The 17,092-nt window shown below is 53.7% G+C and carries 14 protein-coding genes; 3 read left to right on the top strand and 11 right to left on the bottom strand.

The annotated features are described in order from the left end of the window. Window positions 1-218 precede the first annotated feature (218 nt). From DWY25_RS10535 to DWY25_RS10515, 5 genes are all read right to left on the bottom strand, one after another. On the bottom strand, window positions 219-1,934 hold the full coding sequence (locus tag DWY25_RS10535) for an FAD-dependent oxidoreductase (protein WP_117895233.1): 1,716 nt from the start codon (window positions 1,932-1,934) through the stop codon (window positions 219-221). 85 nt (window positions 1,935-2,019) lie between these two features. After that, window positions 2,020-2,895, bottom strand: coding sequence for a LysR family transcriptional regulator (locus tag DWY25_RS10530; protein WP_181981788.1), 876 nt, complete (start codon window positions 2,893-2,895; stop codon window positions 2,020-2,022). A 181-nt stretch (window positions 2,896-3,076) separates the two neighbouring features. After that, window positions 3,077-3,934, bottom strand: a complete 858-nt coding sequence (locus DWY25_RS10525) for an HAD family hydrolase (RefSeq protein ID WP_117895190.1) — start codon at window positions 3,932-3,934, stop codon at window positions 3,077-3,079. Next, window positions 3,904-5,688, bottom strand: coding sequence for an aminopeptidase P family protein (locus tag DWY25_RS10520; RefSeq protein ID WP_117895189.1), 1,785 nt, complete (start codon window positions 5,686-5,688; stop codon window positions 3,904-3,906). The genes DWY25_RS10525 and DWY25_RS10520 overlap by 31 nt, the downstream gene beginning before the upstream one ends. A gap of 21 nt (window positions 5,689-5,709) precedes the next feature. Continuing rightward, entirely contained in the window at window positions 5,710-5,928 is a 219-nt protein-coding gene (locus DWY25_RS10515) for a hypothetical protein (RefSeq protein ID WP_117895188.1), read from the bottom strand. A gap of 61 nt (window positions 5,929-5,989) precedes the next feature. Between DWY25_RS10515 and DWY25_RS10510 the strand changes: the two genes are divergently transcribed. Continuing rightward, on the top strand, window positions 5,990-9,340 hold the full coding sequence (locus DWY25_RS10510; RefSeq protein ID WP_181981787.1) for a glycoside hydrolase family 2 TIM barrel-domain containing protein: 3,351 nt from the start codon (window positions 5,990-5,992) through the stop codon (window positions 9,338-9,340). A gap of 224 nt (window positions 9,341-9,564) precedes the next feature. On the opposite strand, the gene DWY25_RS10505 is transcribed toward DWY25_RS10510, so the two are convergent. The 6 genes from DWY25_RS10505 to DWY25_RS10480 form a co-directional block, all read right to left on the bottom strand. Then, complete coding sequence (locus DWY25_RS10505) at window positions 9,565-10,032, bottom strand: GNAT family N-acetyltransferase (RefSeq protein ID WP_117895186.1); 468 nt, start codon at window positions 10,030-10,032, stop codon at window positions 9,565-9,567. A 2-nt stretch (window positions 10,033-10,034) separates the two neighbouring features. Next, window positions 10,035-10,358: a hypothetical protein gene (locus DWY25_RS10500; protein WP_117895185.1), complete on the bottom strand. Its 324-nt coding sequence runs from the start codon at window positions 10,356-10,358 to the stop codon at window positions 10,035-10,037. Window positions 10,359-10,506: 148 nt separating this feature from the next. After that, the gene (locus DWY25_RS10495; RefSeq protein WP_117895184.1) at window positions 10,507-11,874 is read right to left on the bottom strand and encodes a sulfatase family protein; all 1,368 of its coding nucleotides are present in this window, start codon (window positions 11,872-11,874) and stop codon (window positions 10,507-10,509) included. 2 nt (window positions 11,875-11,876) lie between these two features. Next, a complete protein-coding gene (locus DWY25_RS10490) occupies window positions 11,877-13,421 on the bottom strand; it encodes a DUF3604 domain-containing protein (protein WP_220412939.1) in 1,545 nt (514 codons plus the stop codon). Window positions 13,422-13,536: 115 nt separating this feature from the next. After that, a complete protein-coding gene (locus DWY25_RS10485) occupies window positions 13,537-14,349 on the bottom strand; it encodes a PTS system mannose/fructose/sorbose family transporter subunit IID (protein WP_244925962.1) in 813 nt (270 codons plus the stop codon). Next, entirely contained in the window at window positions 14,342-15,136 is a 795-nt protein-coding gene (locus DWY25_RS10480) for a PTS mannose/fructose/sorbose/N-acetylgalactosamine transporter subunit IIC (protein ID WP_117895182.1), read from the bottom strand. Before DWY25_RS10480 ends, DWY25_RS10485 begins: the two co-directional genes overlap by 8 nt. 204 nt (window positions 15,137-15,340) lie before the next feature. Here DWY25_RS10480 and DWY25_RS10475 point away from each other — a divergent pair, with 204 nt between their 5' ends. Both DWY25_RS10475 and DWY25_RS10470 read left to right on the top strand, forming a co-directional pair. Next, window positions 15,341-16,066, top strand: coding sequence for a GntR family transcriptional regulator (locus DWY25_RS10475; RefSeq protein WP_117895181.1), 726 nt, complete (start codon window positions 15,341-15,343; stop codon window positions 16,064-16,066). Window positions 16,067-16,533: 467 nt separating this feature from the next. After that, window positions 16,534-17,091: a nitroreductase family protein gene (locus DWY25_RS10470; RefSeq protein ID WP_117895180.1), complete on the top strand. Its 558-nt coding sequence runs from the start codon at window positions 16,534-16,536 to the stop codon at window positions 17,089-17,091. Window position 17,092: the final 1 nt, after the last annotated feature.

The following is a 17,092-nucleotide window of genomic DNA, read 5'->3' as shown; positions in this document are numbered from 1 at the left end:
TCTAGCTTTATTATACCGATTTTTGTTTATTAAATTAAACGTTATTTTAGTGAAATGGTTTATTTTATATAGACTGACCTGAGCCTGATTTCTGATCCCTCCGCGCTTATAAAGTCCGGAATCATGGAGATTCCAACATTTCATGATTTTCAAAAATAAATAAAAAAAGCACGATTTCTGAATGAGAAACCCTGCTTTACTCTCAAATCCGATCAGCTTTAAATCTGATCCTCACCCGCGATCACATTGACCGCTTTCAAGGCAAAGGTCAGTGTCCGTCCGCAAGCCAGGCCCGGGAACAGTTCCGGATAGTTGTTCGCAAAGAAGCTGCCGGAAACGTTGCCGATTGCATACAGTCCCGGAATGACGTTCTTTTCTTTATCCAGAACCTGCATCTTATTGTTGATCTTCAGGCCGTCGCCGGTGCACAACAGACTGGCGCCCAGCCATACGCCGTAGAATGGCGCCTTGCGCAGCTGTGAAAGATAATGACTCGACTTAAAGAATTCATCGTCTTCTCCCTGATCATAGATTGCGTTGTAGCGATCACACTGAGCTAAGAACTGAACCTTGGCCTCGCCTTCAAAGCCCAGCTTGTCCGCCAGCTCGTCCAGCGTATCCGCTTTCATGATAATGCCTTCCTCGACATACTTCTCCATCTGTTCCGCCATCCGCTCCGGCATCACGCGAGTCAGCGAGGAACAACCCAGTGTATGGAACTTCTGCCAGTCTGCCTGGAAATCTCCATCATAGACCTGGCAGTATACGCCGCCTTTCTGGTTCGCCGCTGCGAAAACGATATCGTTATACGGGCAGCCTTCGTTGGCAAAACGGACGCCGTCGCGATTGACTTTCATAAACGGCTGCGTGCCCGGATTCCATTGATAGATCGTGCCCGGGAACTGCTTGGATCCGTTGGAGGCTTCAACATATCCGGCGTTCACGCCCGGCGCTACTGCGCCGCGGTCAAATAACATCGGAGCGGATTCCTTGTCCATATCCGCACCGGCCCACAATCCCGCTTTGATTCCATCGCCGTGATTCATCGCGAAATAGCTGCTTGCGGTTGTGCAGGATACCGCCAGCGGAGACAAGGCCTCCATCATATCCGGATTGCCTTCATACCCGCCTGTCGCCAGGATTACGCCTTTGCTTGCGGTGATTTTAATGTATTCGCCGCTTCCGTTTTGAACGATCGCCCCGGTCACCGCGCCGTTTTCCTTGATCAATTCAATCAATGCATGTTCAAAATCAACATGATAGCCCTTTTTCTCAATGTAATCCACAAACAACTTGTTCCGCGGTGTATCCGCCCACTCACTGTCTGGGCGTGGATTGTAATTATGCTGGGTCGGTGCGTGGTAATAATCGGTGCCTTCCTCCGCTTCGCCGGTATCGGCTTCAAAGTAGCAGTCATAGCCATAGGAATCCATGATGGCCTTGACATAATCGTGCATGGCCGCAGATTCATCCAGCCAGACCCGAACGACGCTCTGATCCAGTTTTCCGGAAGCATACCGCGACAGCTCCGTCATCGCACGCTGCCGGTCAATTGGTTTGCCCACGGCTAACGCATCTGCGGAATCCGCCGCCGCATACCAGTTGCGGGTATCGCAGACAAAGCTGTTCTGTTCGACAACCCGGAAGTCCAGTCCCAGATCCGCCGCTTTGACCGCCGCCATCATGCCGCCGTTGCCCGCGCCGACGATCAGCACTTCGGTCTGCCACGTTTCTTTAATGTCGCCGTCCTGTATCTGCGGCTGCTGGCCCAGCCAGTTTTCCGATGTGGATTCCGGCTTGGCCGTCGGCGTCGCTGCCGGCTGTTTCTCCGCCGTTTCTCCACACGCGCTCAACAAACCCAGTGCTGCCAGCGATACGGCGCCCGCCGCGCTGCCCTTCAGGAATTCCCGTCTTGAAATCCCGTTTTTCTTCATCTTTCTTTCCTCCTGTTTGTGTAAATTCACACATTCACATTATAAAAGAAAGTCATGACTTTTCTGATAGGAGTATCGAATAGGCTTATGCTGATTTCAAATAACGAAGCAGCTGTCTCAATACCGGATTCGTCGCGTCTTTGCGGTACACTAATCCCAGATGCACGGTTTCCGGTGTCTGCGAGCGGATCGGCACCGCTTTGATCAGCGGACTGTCTGCCAGGATACCGCCCTCCGGCGCCAGAATGACACCCTGATTCAGTTCCAGCAGCCGCCGGGAAGCAGGTACATCCTTAACCGGTGTCAAGACAATGGAAGCCCGCAGCGAGGGACTGAATTTTTCCAGATAAGCGCTGTACCGCCAGCTCTGCCGCCCGCGCGCAAACACGATCTGCGGCCAGGCGGCCAGTTCGTCATACGTTACGCTGGATTGCGAAGCCAACGGATGACGGAGATTAAGATAAGCCTTCAATTCTCCGCAAAACAGCTCGCGATAAACCAGCGATGGGGAATCGACGTCCTTGCGCCAGTTCATGCAGCAGTCGATTTCACCGCTTTCAACCTGGCTTAGTCCGCGCGTAAAATCGACTGGAATCATATCCAGCCGTACCTGCGGCATTGCCTGCGTCAATTTTTCCAACGCCCTCATGAGCGGCGCTTCCGCGAACCCGATCACGCCGACTTTCAATGTCAGCGTCGCCTGATGGGCCTTCCGCGCTTCCTCCACGGCTGCCTGATATTGATGGAGCAATTGCCGGGCCTGAGGATAGAAAACAGCTCCGGCCGGTGTCAAAGCGACCTGATTTCGATCCCGTTCAAACAATTCAAATCCCAGCTCCTGTTCCAGCAGATGAATAACCCGGCTGATGGAGGGCTGCGAACAGTGCAGCGCCTGAGCGCTCTTAGAGAAATTCAACGTTTCGGCTACATGCACAAAACATTCCAAACGATCCACTTTCATTTTTGTTTTTCCTTTCTGTTGATTCATCGTACCCTGTGAACGTAAAAAGATAAGCTGTAATTTTATTGATATAGCGCTGATCTTTATCTTTGATTCTATAATTATACTCGCTTGATTGTTAACATTCTAATTAAAAATACAGCGGGCTATTCCAGCTCAACTGTATTCTTTCTCCACTATTTTATTGTACCAGCTGCCGCAGGGCCTCGCCGACCCCATCCTCGTCGTTGGTCAGCGTGATGTAATCCGCGCGTGCTTTTACCGGTTCGACGGCATTGCCCATCGCCACGCGCAGGCCGCAGCCTTCAAACATCGGCAGGTCGTTGACGCTGTCGCCGATGCCCAGAATCTGCGCCGGGTCGATCCCCAGCTGATCGGCCGCCTTGCGGATCGCGATGCCTTTGTCCGCCTTAGCGCTGATCACTTCGATATCGCCGTATGGATAAATGAAGACCCGGATACCGGAAAGCGGCCGCAGCTGCCGCGCGATCGCTTCCGTCCGGCCCCGCGCCCGGATCAACAATTTATATACCGGATCCGGATTCTGCCGCGCAATGGCGGGCAGATCCTGATTGGAATGCACCACAATCCGATGCTGCGGCGGCTGATCGGCTGTATAAGCCACATAATCGCCGGATAGCGGGACGTCGTGACTGCACCAGATCGTGTTCAGCTGTTTCATAAACGCCGGACAATCTTCACGTTTCAATAGGGTCAGCACCTCGTTGAGCGCCGTCCGGGGAATCGGTTCCCCCTGAGCCTGGCCATGAAAGGACCGGTAAGCACCGACAAAGCCGATCACCGATAACCGCGGATCGATCATCTGCGCCGTCTTGTAGGCGAACTGATAAGCACGGCCGGACACCACGGCCACTTCCACGCCCTGATCCAGACAACGCCGGATCTGCTGGCGGCTCAGCGAGCCGACTTCCTTTTTTCCATTGAATAACGTTCCATCCAGATCCAGACAAACCATTCGGATCGGACGGGGACTGACAGACTGCTCCCTTAAATCGACCGGGTTGCGGTTTTCAGCCATTGCGCTTCCTCCTCATTAAGATACGGCGTTAAAGCCTCGCGAACACGCAGATGATAGCGGTTCAGTGCCTCGCGGGCAGCCGGCGTCAGAACCTGCGGGTCAACCGCGTCCAGATCGATCGGCGCCAAGGTCGTCGTTTCAAATTCCATAAACTGACCGTAGAAGTTCTTTTCGCCGCGGCGGACGATCAGCTCGTTTTCAATCCGGATGCCAAATTTTCCTTCGATGTAAACGCCCGGTTCATCGGTGACCACCATTCCCGCTTCCAGCCGTTCCATTTCGTTCAGCGCCGCCGTCTTCTTCCAGCGGATTCCGTGCGGGCCTTCATGCACGTTCAACAGATATCCGACGCCATGGCCGGTGCCGCACTGATAATCCAGATTCAGCTGCCACACGGGTCCGCGGGCGAGGATGTCCAGATTGATTCCGCTGCAGCCATACAGAAACCGCGCTTCCGACAGGTTCAGCATCCCCTGCAGCACCGTTGTATAGACCTTTTTGATTTCCGGCGAACACGGCCCCAGCGCAAACGTCCGGGTGATATCCGTCGTGCCTTCCCAATACTGACCGCCCGAGTCGATCAAAAGCAAACCCTCCGCCGCAACCGGCACCTCGTGCTGCGGATCAGCGCTGTAATGCATCATCGCCGCGTTGGCCTTATAGGCGCAGATCGTGCCGAAGCTTTCCTCAATAAAGCCTTCCTGCTCAGCACGCAGCTCATGCAGCTTAGTTTGAATCGAACATTCGCTCATCGCTTCTTTGCCGACGCGGGTTTTCAGCCAGTACATCAGCTTCGTCACCGCGACGCCGTCCTTGAGATGCGAACGCCGCAGGTTTTCAATCTCCGTTTCATTCTTGATCGCCTTTCTTAAGACGATCGGATTGGTTTTCTCAATCCGCCGGCAGTGCCGGGGAATCGCGCGGAGGATCGCGTAGTTGAGCTTCTGCGGATCGGCCCAGACCGTTTGCGCCGTAAGCGCCGCGACGTCTCCAAGGAATGTATCGTAATCCTTGATTTCAATATTCAGAGCGGACAACGCCTGCCGGTCGGATTCCGACAGCTTGCGCGGATTCAGATACAGGACGGCCTTCTCCAGGGTCACGCAGCCATACGCCAAAACAACCGGATTGTACAGCACATCGTCGCCGCGCAGATTGAACAGCCACGCCAGATCATCGAGCGTCGAGATCAACAGCGCCTCAGCGCCTTCCTTTCGCATGTCCGCGCGGAGTTCATCCAGCTTCTGCGCCGTCGCCCGGCCGCTGTAACGTTCTTCTAACAAGACTGCCTTCGCTTCCGGTAAGCCCGGCCGGTCCTTCCAGATCAAATCCACGAGATCCTCCGTGCTTAAAATCTGCGCCTGCTTCCTTGCCAGCATTGCTTCCAGCTGGCTGCCCAGCGCCCCGCTGACCATCCGTCCGTCGAAGGCCAGACAGCCGCCCTGCGGCATTTCCTGCTCGATGAACTGCGGGAAGTCGATCACGCCTTCCTGCCCCATCTTATATAAAGTAATCCCCGAACCGGACAGCTGCCGCTCCGCCTGAATAAAGTAACGGCCGTCAGTCCACAGTCCCGCCTGATCACGCGTGACGACCAACGTCCCCGCCGAACCGGTAAAACCCGACATCCACGCCCGGGCCTTGAAATAATCGCCGATGTATTCGCTGCCGTGAAAATCAGACGACGGAATCAGCACGATATCTACATGCTTCTGTTCCATCACCTGCCGCAGCTGTATTAATGTTTCTCTCATAGCCACCCTCCTAGACGTCCCTTATTGTAGCTCAAATAGCGGAAAAATACAGCCTTCTTCCAACAACTTCGCCGCTTTTGCGGTAACTTTGAGCCTTTCATCCTCTCTGTTCGAGGATCCTCCTTGAAAATCCTGTTCCTTTCCTAACGCTGCATCCGCCTCGTTTTCCATGCCTGCGGTATTCCTGCTTTGACATTCGCAGACTTTCGGGAAGCGCAGCTTTTCATGATCTTCCAGCAAACCGGCATTTTCTCGTTTTGTGAATTATGGTATAGTGATGATAACAATTTCGGAGGTTTTCATGAAAAAAATCATACTTGGATTGGTTATCAGCGGCCTGATCTTAGGCGGCTGTTCGTCGAAAATGGATCAGTTTGTCGAACCGCAGGGTACGCCGCGGCCGAGCATTGAACCGCTGCCGACCGACGCTTCGTTTGCGGGCGAGGAATGGTACGATCAGATGGAGGTCTGGCAGCTTCACCGGGAACCGGCCCGGGCTGCCCTGATGCCTTATCCTTCATCCCAGCAGGCGCTTCTGGCAGAGGCCAGCGCTCTGGATGAAATCACCGCCGCCTCGTCTTCACGGATTCAGTCGCTTAATGGCCGCTGGGCGTTTTACTATGCCGCCAAACCGACGGACCGTTTGAAGAACCTGGCGGGCTATGACGCGCAGTGGTATTGGGAAGATTGGGACACGGCGGATTGGGATCAGATCGACGTGCCGTCCAATATTCAGACTCAGTGGAAGGAAGACGGCAGCTTTCGCTATGAGCCTCCGATCTACATCAATCAGATTTATCCGTGGCTGAACTATGAAGCGATTCAATACGGCGCGCAGGGGCAGCCCGTCGCCGCGACCGCCGTCAACAGCGTCGGTCACTACAAGCGTGAGTTTACGCTGGATGAAGGGCTGCAAAATAAGCATGTTTTCCTGCGCTTTGAAGGTGTGGAATCGGCGTTTTATGTTTATATCAATGGTCAGCCGATCGGCTACAGCGAAGACAGCTATACACCCGCGGAGTTCAATATCACGCCTTACTTAAAGGAAGGCGTCAATACGATCGCAGTCGAGGTCTACCGCTGGTCGGACGGCAGCTACTTTGAGAATCAGGATTTTATCCGGCTGTCCGGAATTTTCCGCGATGTAACCTTGATCGGGCGGGAAGCGGTGGAAATCCGCGATCTGTTTGTGCAGAGTGATCTCGCTGAGGACTACACCCAGGCGCAGGTTCAGGTCGACGTCGATCTGCGTAATCTTTCGCAGCAGCCGCAGACAGGCTGGACGCTGGAAATGGAGCTGGTCGATCAGGGCCGCGCCGTGTTCGATCAGCCCCTGAACCTCGAAAGTCCGGAATTACCCGTTCTGGAAACGACCGAAAATCAAACGGGAACTTCGCTGAGCGCTCATTTCACGATTGATCAGCCGAAGCTGTGGACACCCGATCAGCCGCATCTTTACTCGCTTGTCCTCACGCTGAAAAACGCAGCGGGCGAGGTTATGGAAAGCGTTTGCCAGCGGATCGGGCTGCGCAAAATCGAAGTTCAGACCGCCGACGGCGTCCAGCAGATGTTTCTCAACGGGAAACCCTTGATGATCAAAGGCGTCAACCGCCATGAAACCGATCCGGTCAAGGGCCGGGCCTTGGGCGCGCAGGAAATCATCACCGATCTGAAGCTGATGAAGGCCTACAACATCAACGCCTTCCGCACCTCGCATTATCCGAATCATCCGCTGACCTGCGACGTTGCGGATGAGCTGGGGCTGATCGTCGTGGACGAGGCCAACATTGAATCGCATATCGGGGAGAAGGAGCTGGGCGTTCCCGGCAACAATCCGCTCTACAACGGATTGATCCTGGACCGGACCGTCAGCATGGTCGAACGGGATAAAAACCACGCCAGCGTGCTGTTCTGGTCGCTGGGCAACGAAGCGACGTATCACGAATATGAAATGAATGAAAATTATCCGTTCTACAACACTTCGATGTGGATCCTTCAGCGGGATCCGAAGCGGCTGCGCGTGTACGAGCGCGACAACCGGATCGGCGATACCCGCGAAACGTCGATGGTCGATGTGACCAGCAGTCAGTATTGGACGCTGGATCAGCTCAAGGATTACGCTAAGAAAAACAAGCACGCGTTTTTCCAGTCTGAATATATCCACGCGATGGGCAACGGCGTCGCGAATTTAGCGGAGTATTTCGCGTTGTTTAAAACCTATCCGCAGCTGCAGGGGGGCTTCATCTGGGATTTCATCGACCAGACGATTCTGACCGGCGACCCAGCCACAGGCCAATTCTATTACGGCTACGGCAGCGACTGGGGGACACCGCTCAACGACGGTGATTTCTGCGGCAATGGCTTAGTCAATGCCGACCGCACCCCGAGCGCCGAGCTGGAGGAAGTGAAGAAGGTTCAGCAGGACGTCAGCTTCACCTATGATTCCCAAAAGCGCCGGTTAACGATGACCAACGAATTCCTGGCGACCGATCTGAATGCTTTTGCGGTCGAGCTGAACTTCTACCAGAACGGCACGCTGTTCCATACGGTAGCCTTAAGCGAAGCAGAAAAAGCACTGCCGCCCGGGGCGGCCAAAACGATCGACGTCGCGCTGCCGGATTCGGATTCCGACGCGGAAGTGATTCTGGAGATCGACGTGAAATACAGCCAGGATCAAAGCTGGGCCAATGCTTATGGCGGAAAACAGGGCGATATCCTGGCGTTTGAACAGTTTGTTCTGCAGGAAGGCAAGCCTGCGGCAGCCGTGTCCCCGGATCTTTCGCTGACCGTGACCGAGCAGGAGGACAAATGGACGATTCAAGGCCGGACTGAACAAAATCAGGACTTTGAAATGATTCTGAATCCCGCAAAAATGGAAATTGAAGCCTACCGGCTCGGCGATCAGACCTTCCTGACCGGCGGTCCACAGCCGTCGTTCTACCGTGCCGAAACCTCCGGCGATCCGCAGTTCTCCGAAGCTGTCCGTCAGGCTGGCAAAGCGGTTGAGTACAAATCGCCTTCGATTCAGCGCAAAGAAGAAAACGGCGAAGTAAAACAGCTGACGATCAAGGCTTCCGGGACGATCAACGAATTCAACACCGGTCTGGAAACGGAGATTACCATTCAAGGCAACGGTCAGGTCGCGGTGACGATGACGATGAAAGTACCGTCGAAAGAGAAGGTCGGTCCCGTTGCCCGGGCAGGGCTGACGCTCAATCTGGACGCTTCGTTAACCGAGATCCGCTACAATGGCCGCGGACCCGAAGAGAATTATATCGACCGCCATACCGGTTCCCGGTTGGGACAATGGAAGGCAAAGATTCATGATTTCTATAACGATCAGCTGCTGAAACCGCAGGACAGCGGCAACCGGACAGAGGTCCGCAGCCTGACGCTCAACGGTGAAAAGAATGCGCTGACCCTGACGTTTGACGAACCCGTGGGCATGAACATCATGACCTGGGATGAACTTTCACTCGCCTCCGCCGCGCATCTGAAGGACGCGCAAAAGTTGGATCAGCCGCTGCTGCATCTGGACGCCGCCCAGCGCGGATTGGGCAACGGCAGCTGGGGTGCGGAACCTTTAAAAGAATATCAGATTAAGCAGAATCAAACCTATACGGTTTCGTTTCAAATCAAACCCGGTCAATAATCCTGATCGCAGGATTTCAGTCTGAAATACTCCGGTCGCCAGCTCTGTGGAAAACAGACCGGCGCCTGATGGATCGTTCAGGCAATCCGGTCTTGCGAAAGGAATGATGGGGAATCCCGGTTTACAATCGGATTTCCCTGTGAGTTCAATGAATCTTGCGAAAAACCGCCCGATTTCGATTGTGAAATCCGACGGCTTTTCTTTTTCATATTCGTGTAAGCAAGCTAAAGTTTCTGATAAAACACCAATGTCATCCGGGGATTCACGGCCGCCGTTTTTCCCGTCTTCCGATATCCCATTTTCTCATAGAGATGGACCAGGCGTTCCTCCTGTAAAATCGTATCCAGCTCCCAGCCCCGCTCACCATGGATTTTCTCAGTCTGCCTCATCGCTTCCTGCGCATAGCCCCGGCCCTGAAACTGCGGAAGAATGAACATCGGGGAAAGGCGCTTACGACTTCCATCCTGCTTGTCGGTGACGCTGAGCACGCCAACCGGGTTCCCATCCACGTCAATGAAATAATAATAACGGTCTTTTTGCGAACAGCGAAGCCGCAGCTGGTCCAGCGATTGATTGGCGGGACTGGTGTCGTAATCCTGATACCGTTCCAACAGCCCGCGAAAAGCAATTTTCTGCATTTCCCAGATGGCCGGCGCATCCTCCGTGAATGCTAAGCGTAACTCCAGCCGCATGATCAAGCCTCGCGCTTGGCCGCGGATTTCCAGCACAGCCAGCCTGAGCCGCACGAATAGGCGATCAACAGCATCCCCGCCGGCCACTCCTTCACGATCTGCCCGGTTTCCCGCAGCCCCATGCCGATCAACAGAGCACCGACCGCAATCCCAAACAGACAGCCCGGCGCGATTTTCCTGGCCATCAGGACAGCGCCAGCCGCGAGCAGTGCGGTACACACCCAAGCCAGGGGATTGATCGCTCCAAAATCGCCGAACACTCCTCCGAAAAAAACGTAGAACAAGCCGGCCAGCCCAGCCGGAATAAAATAGAAAAGCTTCACCATCCGCCGATCCTCCCTTTCTAAATAATGTTAATCATTCCCGCATCGTTGGTCTTATTCTATCATAAATTCCAGAGCTGCCGGAGGATTCCTATACAAAAAGCGCTGAGGAGCGGAATTCTCCGTTGCTCAGCGCTTTACATTCGCTTGTTTATTGCCAGCGCCCGCGCGGATCGTAATCCTGCGGATCCTTGCTTGACGCGTTGAGACATTCTTTTTTGTTTACCTTATACTCCGGTTTCATTTCCAGCTCGCCATGAAGGATCGGATCCTGCGTCCGGATCTGGAATGTTCTGAGTTTTTCACGCAGGTCTTCCAGAATTTCCTGATAGCGCGGATCCTGTGCCAGATTTTTCCGCTCGTCCGGATCGTAGTAACAGTCGTACAACGCTTCCGTATCTTTTGTCTGCGCGGCTAAATCGTTGCGCATGTAGAAATCCTTGGATGCCGACGAGTCCATATTCGACAGATTCAGCTTCGTCCAGCTTTCGTCATAGTAGCGGATATATTTATACCGGCGTGTGCGCACGCAGCGGATCGGTTCATAACTGGTATGGAAATTCACCTCGGCAAAGATCTCGGAAACCGGCTCCGCGCTGATGTCCTCGAAGACTTCCGCAAACGAGGTGCCTTCCAGATAGTCTGGCTTTTCCAGCTGAAGCAGATCACACAGCGTCGGCATTACGTCGACATGCGAAACCAAAGCGTCGATCACCTGGCCGTTAGCCTTCGCCCCCGGCACCCGCATGATGAGCGATACGCCGATCCCGCTGTCGGTCAGATTGCATTTATTAAACGGCAGCGCTACGCCGTGATCGGTCGTGAACATCACGATCGTCTTCTCCATCAGCCCTGTTTCCTTCAGCTTGGAGATGACCTTGCCGAAATTCTGATCCATGTAATAGGCTGAAGTCAGAAACTGCGCCTGATCGTGCCGGGTTTCCCCATTGTCGTCGATCGGAAACGGCGGGCGTACATAGCGCTCGTCCACCGCCTCGCAGATCTCAACCGGATAAGGCCGGTGCGTGCTGTGCATGCCGTAGCTGAGGAAAAACGGTTCGTCCGCTTTCGCCTGATCCAGCCACTGACAGACATGATCGGCATTGACGGCGTCCCACAGATGCAGATCTTCCTTTTTATACGGATCTGCGGAAGCGGTCAGCACCTCGTTGTAGCCCAGCTTGCCGGGCGCGTCGACGTCCAGATACCAGCCGGATTCATGCTGGATGCCGCACAAGACAGTATGATAGCCATGACGCCCCAGAAACTGCGCCAGATGGCGGCGGTAGTCGGTCAGTCCAAAGCCCCGCTGAGCCAGACCGAGCATCCCGTTTTGATGCGGATAGGTCCCTGTCAGCAGCGCCGCGCGGCTGGGCGAACAGGTCGGCCCCGCGCAGTATGCCTGTGTGAACACGGCGGCATCCCGGGCAAACGCCAACAGATTGTCCGTCGGTGCGTTCACGCCGTAGGGGCTTACCATCCGCCCGCTGTCATGGGTGTGGATATATAAAATATTCATGGTTATTCCCCTTTCTTTTCAACAAAGACCGGGCTTGTCCAGGCGCATCCTCCGTTTCTTTCCCAGATTCGTAAGCGCAGATGCTTGACGTCGCTCAGATCCAGCGTTCTTTCCAGCTGGACATGATAGCCGCTTTCCACAACGGCCTGGCCGATTTTGAATTTATACGCGTTATGCCACCACGGGTCAGTCCGGTAATAGTCTGTGAAGTTAAAGCGGTCTTTCACCAGCTGACGCGCTTCCTCTTCCAGCTCTACAACCCGCGAGGTCTTCAACAGATCTTTGACCGCCAGCGGATATTCAACCCCGTCGACACTCAGCAGCACCGTGCCTTCCCGATCGGTTTCCACTTCAAAGATAAAGCCTTCCGTCGTAACGGCCGACGGTCCCATCCACTTGCCCGTAGCGGTCGTCTTGTACGTTGTCAGATCAAATTCGCAGCGGTTGTCCGTCACATCATGCAGATCCTGTCCGAAGTTACTCCAGCACTTTTCAATGCTGAGGAGTTTTCCGTTCGGAACTTCCAGCGCGCCCTTCCATGAACGCGAAGCAATGTCCGGGAAAATCCGGCGGTCTGGTCCCCAGCCGAATTCTACTTTAAATTTAAAACGGATCGTCTCGCCCAGCGGCTTGCGCTCCCAGGTGGAGGTATGCGGAATCATCTCCACAACCTGATTGTCTTCGATGACTTCGATCCGGTCGATCGCGTCGCTGCCGATCACGTCCAGCGTCAGTTTCGCTTCCGGGTTCGGTTCGATCACATCGCCCATCAGCTTGCCGTCGACCTGCATCCGGATCTCGATCCGATCCTTCGATACGCCGTAGGTATGACGCTTCTGCATCGCGTCCCAGATCGCTTCCTTCGTGTTGTCCTCAGCTAAGCAGGCCATATAGCCAAAGCCGTAAACACAAGGAGCGGAATGGTTGTCGCCCGAGGCGATGACGCCGAATTTATAGCCGTCTTCCCAACCCCGCTCAACACAGGTTTCGCCCGTCCGCGGTCCCATGTGGACATGGCGTGTCATTTCAATCGGGCCGTTGTCGTTTTCACTGCTGCCGTGGGAAGAATAGATTTCCACAAACGGTGAGAAGGTTTCGTTATGCGTCGCCCAGTTCTTGCCGCGGTTTTCCAGCTGATAAGCCAGATGATGCGGAATCCCGATCACGTCCTTGCCCGCATACGCTTTGACCAGATCCGCATAGCGCAGCGGATATTCCATCTTCTGCCGGTTGTCCTTGCAGAAAACATTGTGATCGCCGTCCTGGCCGGCGCCCTGCCACTCGTAGCCCATAAACATCGGGAATCCGGCGGCGTTGACTTTCTCCGTAAACTCACGCAGCGCTTCCCAGTCTTTTTCAATCACGTCCAGCGGATAGCGGTCTTCCACGCCCAGCCCTGTTTCATCCTTACGCATTGTATAAGGATAATAGGCAATCGGCCAGAAATCCATCATCTTCTGTACCTGGTCAAACCATTGCGGCAGTTCGTTCATCTGTTCATGGTGAATGTTGCTGTGCATATCCGTCCAAAGAATTTTATAATCCATGCGTCTTCTTCCTCCCTTTATCGTTATCGTTTACGCTCATTTCTGTTTCATCAGAGAATGAAGGCTCATTTTCTGATGAAACAGACAGGCGCTGTCCACGCCTGACTGTTGTGAATTACATAATGCCTAACAGAACCATGACAGCGGCCAGACCCAGGATGCCCAGGATCAGCTTATTGCTGTTCCAGCCCTTTTTGTCCGCCAGCAGCCAGCAGCCTACGGTGACTAACATCGGGACCAGCGTCGGCATGATCTTGTTCAGGATTTCCTGAATCGAAACGGTCATTTCTCCCGCTGTGAAGACAAACTTGATCGGCGCAGCCACGGTCGTCGAAGCGACGCCGCCGATGACGATCAGACCGACCATCGTCAGCGCAGTCGTAATCTTGTCTTTGATTTCCTTGTTCATCAACAGCTTGACGGCGTCCATGCCTAAATCATAGCCCTTCATGAACATGAAGTATTTTAACGGAATAACGGTGCCCAGCCAGGCGATCACAAAGAAGATCGCGCCGATCGGCGAGCCGCCGGCAGACAGACCAATCGCGATTGAAAGCAGGATCGGACTGTAGGTTCCCATTAAGATGGAATCGCCGATGCCGGCAAACGGTCCCATCAGGGCGTTCTTGGTGCCCATGATCAGTTCCGCGTCAACTTCGCCGCCATTGGCCCGCGCTTCTTCCAGAGCGATCGTGATGCCCGGAATAACGCTGCCCAACTGCGGTTCCGTATTGAAGAACTGCATGTGGCGGGTCAGCGCCGCTTTCAGTTCCTCCGGATCATCGCCGTATAACTTTTCCAGAGGTTTCGACATCGTATGACAGAAGGCTAAACCCTGCATACGTTCAAAGTTCTGCGCGCAGTGGTGGAAGAACATCCACGTCCAGGCGGCATTCTTAACGTCCTTGCGGTCCAGTTTCTTACTCATCGTAATCTCCTCCTTCATCCGCGGCAGCCGCGTTGCCGGCGCCGTTATATTTGGCCATAACGAACAGCAGCGCGACGCCGACAGCCATAATGGTTAACGCGGTCGTTGTCATACCGGTCGCCTGGGTGATGATCCAGCCCATTAAGAACAGCACGATCATCCACTTTTCAGCAACGATCTGCTTCAGCAGCAGCGCGAAGCCCAGCGCCGGAAGCATCTTGCCGGCAACCTGCAGGAACTGTAAGACGATCGGCGGCAGCGCGTGCAGAATCGCTTCCGCAGCCGGAGCGCCGAAGTAACAGGCGATCGTTACGACGCTGACGCGTTCAACTAAATGCAGAATTGTACCGCACAGATTGTTGCGGGCGATTCCCGAAACATTCCCCTGTTCCGCACATTTATCGCCCTGGTGAACCCAGTACGAATTGACGGTCATCGTGAAGTTGTGCATTGCGGTGCCTAACGCGCCTAATGGAATGGCTAACGCGATCGCCGCTTCCGCGCCGCCGCCCGCAACCATCGCTAACGGAATACCGATGAACGCCGCGTAGTTCACGTCAGACGGCATTGCGCCGCCTGCGACGATCTGGCCCAGATACATGGCCTGAACCGCCACGCCGCACAATACGCCGGTGGTGACGTCCCCCAGAATCAAACCGACGATAGCGCCTGCTACCAACGGTCTGCCGACACAGTAGAATCCGCCAGTCGTGCCAAACAGCCACGGTACCTGGTTTCGGCCGAGATAAGCGAATACGCCTATCAGTAGTGCCTGAATTAAAGACATAAAGTTTTTCCTCCCTATTTCTCATAAACCCCTCAAGGTTTATCTCCGAAATCATTGTATTATCATTATCATAATTTATCAATACAAATTTTGTAATTTGTTGACAATAAATGTCACTTTTTCGCAAATTGTATTGTTTTAAACCCCTTTCTTTCTTGTCATAATAATACAAATATGCTATGATTCCACCAGAAGGTGAAATTCATGGCAAGCTCAAAGCAAACGCGGATCCCGCGTTATAAACAAATTGAAAACGACCTGATCGATAAGATCAACAGCGGCGTTTACGTTACGGACGATCTGCTTCCCACTGAAGCGGAGCTGTCGAAGGAATATGGCGTCTCGCGCGTGACCGTTCGCCAGGCCCTGGGCAATCTGACGGCCAAGGGCTACATTTACCGCAATCAGGGCAGCGGTTCGTTTGTCGCCAAGCCCAACGTCATCCAGCGCACCCCGCTGATCAAAAGCTTCAGCGACGATATGCGGGATATGGGAAAAGTTCCGACTTCGATCGTCAACACCTTTTCCGTCACTACCGCCGGCAAGACCGTCGCGCGGATTCTCGGCATTCGTCCGGAGGATCGGATCTATTACATCGAGCGGACGCGGATGGCCGACGACGTACCGATCATGTTTGAACGCACCTACATGGCCGTCGATCTGCATCCCGACATGTCGATCAAAATCCTGGAATCCTCGAAATACGATTATGCCGAAAAAAACGGCTATGACATCGACTGCGATTATCAGAACATCTCGGCGATTTTCCCGCCGGAATACATTGCGGAAATTCTGCGCTGCGATCCCAAGATGCCGATCATCAAGATCGCGAACACGGTTTATATGAAAAACGGGAAGATCTTTGACTTCGACGAATTGTATATGCATCCTGAATTGTACCAGCTGAATATTGTCAAACGCCGGGAATAATCCCGGTTTTTCTTTACCCCCGAGCGAGCGGCAAGGACAGCGCCCCTTAAGCTGAATAAGTTGGTTTTGATTTGGGCGGTCTGATCCAAATGATAAAACGAATGATCGGGACTTTACCCATTTTGCCATCCTGATCGAGCGCAGTTATTCCAACATAATACCCGGAGCGGATTTCATTTTTTTAAATAAGAGGTGAGGGACGATTTGTATTTGGAGGTTTGAAGGGGGTTCCGCCGATCAGGAATCAGTTTGGAACTAGAACATCGTCCCTCTATTATTAATATTGCGCAAAATTGAAAATAACCCCCTAACTTTTCTGATTTTTTTAATATTTTTACTATTTCAGTGTTTTCGCCCCTGTTTTTCTTTCAATTCCGTGATTTTTTTCCCGCAATCCCTTACAATAAGATCAAGGTCCGGAATCTTGAATCAGCTCAGGAATAGAACCCAAAAAGGAGGTTTATCTCATGGAATTAGAAGAAGTGATCGCTCAGCGGCGAAGCATTCGCGAATTTGAAACGAAGCCTGTGGAAAAGGTCAAGCTGGAAAAACTGATCGAAGCCGCGCGGCTGTGTCAGTCGGCGAAAAACCGTCAACCCTGGCAGTTTATGATTTTAGAAGACGGCCGGAAAGATCAGGTCGCCGAGATTATGCTTCAGCTGTTTGAAAGTCACGATGAAGAACTGCCCGGATTTGTCAACAGTTCACGGCACACCGCCCAGATCATGAAAAATGCCCCGGTCTTGATGCTTGTCTTCCGAGAGCCGGACGAGCTGTGGACTCCCGGTGATTTGTTATCCATCGGCGCCGCGATCGAACATGTTTGCTTGGAAGCTGTCAACCTCGGCTTAGGGGCTCTGTGGATCCGCGATACCGAATATACCGAAAAACAGATCTGCGCTTATGCCGGCTATCCCCAGCTGCAGCTGGTCTCCGCGATCGCACTGGGCTATCCGGCCGAACACCCAGCTCCGCGCCCGCGGAAAGCCCCCGAAGCGCTTCTGCTTCCGTTTCAAGGACGGTAAC

Origin of the sequence: Holdemania filiformis, assembly GCF_003459085.1 — a bacterium.
In the GTDB taxonomy this organism is placed as follows: Bacteria; Bacillota_I; Bacilli_A; order Erysipelotrichales; family Erysipelotrichaceae; genus Holdemania; species Holdemania filiformis.
Note: the sequence above shows the minus strand (reverse complement) of the source record. Positions and strands in the feature narration are given on the sequence as shown.

Excerpts from the sequence above, each read along its gene's own strand:
- DWY25_RS10535 (WP_117895233.1), bottom strand. The coding sequence starts at position 1,934 with ATGAAGAAAAACGGGATTTCAAGACGGGAATTCCTGAAGGGCAGCGCG.
- DWY25_RS10530 (WP_181981788.1), bottom strand. The coding sequence starts at position 2,895 with ATGAAAGTGGATCGTTTGGAATGTTTTGTGCATGTAGCCGAAACGTTG.
- DWY25_RS10525 (WP_117895190.1), bottom strand. The coding sequence starts at position 3,934 with ATGGCTGAAAACCGCAACCCGGTCGATTTAAGGGAGCAGTCTGTCAGT.
- DWY25_RS10520 (WP_117895189.1), bottom strand. The coding sequence starts at position 5,688 with ATGAGAGAAACATTAATACAGCTGCGGCAGGTGATGGAACAGAAGCAT.
- DWY25_RS10510 (WP_181981787.1), top strand. The coding sequence starts at position 5,990 with ATGAAAAAAATCATACTTGGATTGGTTATCAGCGGCCTGATCTTAGGC.
- DWY25_RS10505 (WP_117895186.1), bottom strand. The coding sequence starts at position 10,032 with ATGCGGCTGGAGTTACGCTTAGCATTCACGGAGGATGCGCCGGCCATC.
- DWY25_RS10500 (WP_117895185.1), bottom strand. The coding sequence starts at position 10,358 with ATGGTGAAGCTTTTCTATTTTATTCCGGCTGGGCTGGCCGGCTTGTTC.
- DWY25_RS10495 (WP_117895184.1), bottom strand. The coding sequence starts at position 11,874 with ATGAATATTTTATATATCCACACCCATGACAGCGGGCGGATGGTAAGC.
- DWY25_RS10490 (WP_220412939.1), bottom strand. The coding sequence starts at position 13,421 with ATGGATTATAAAATTCTTTGGACGGATATGCACAGCAACATTCACCAT.
- DWY25_RS10485 (WP_244925962.1), bottom strand. The coding sequence starts at position 14,349 with ATGAGTAAGAAACTGGACCGCAAGGACGTTAAGAATGCCGCCTGGACG.
- DWY25_RS10480 (WP_117895182.1), bottom strand. The coding sequence starts at position 15,136 with ATGTCTTTAATTCAGGCACTACTGATAGGCGTATTCGCTTATCTCGGC.
- DWY25_RS10475 (WP_117895181.1), top strand. The coding sequence starts at position 15,341 with ATGGCAAGCTCAAAGCAAACGCGGATCCCGCGTTATAAACAAATTGAA.
- DWY25_RS10470 (WP_117895180.1), top strand. The coding sequence starts at position 16,534 with ATGGAATTAGAAGAAGTGATCGCTCAGCGGCGAAGCATTCGCGAATTT.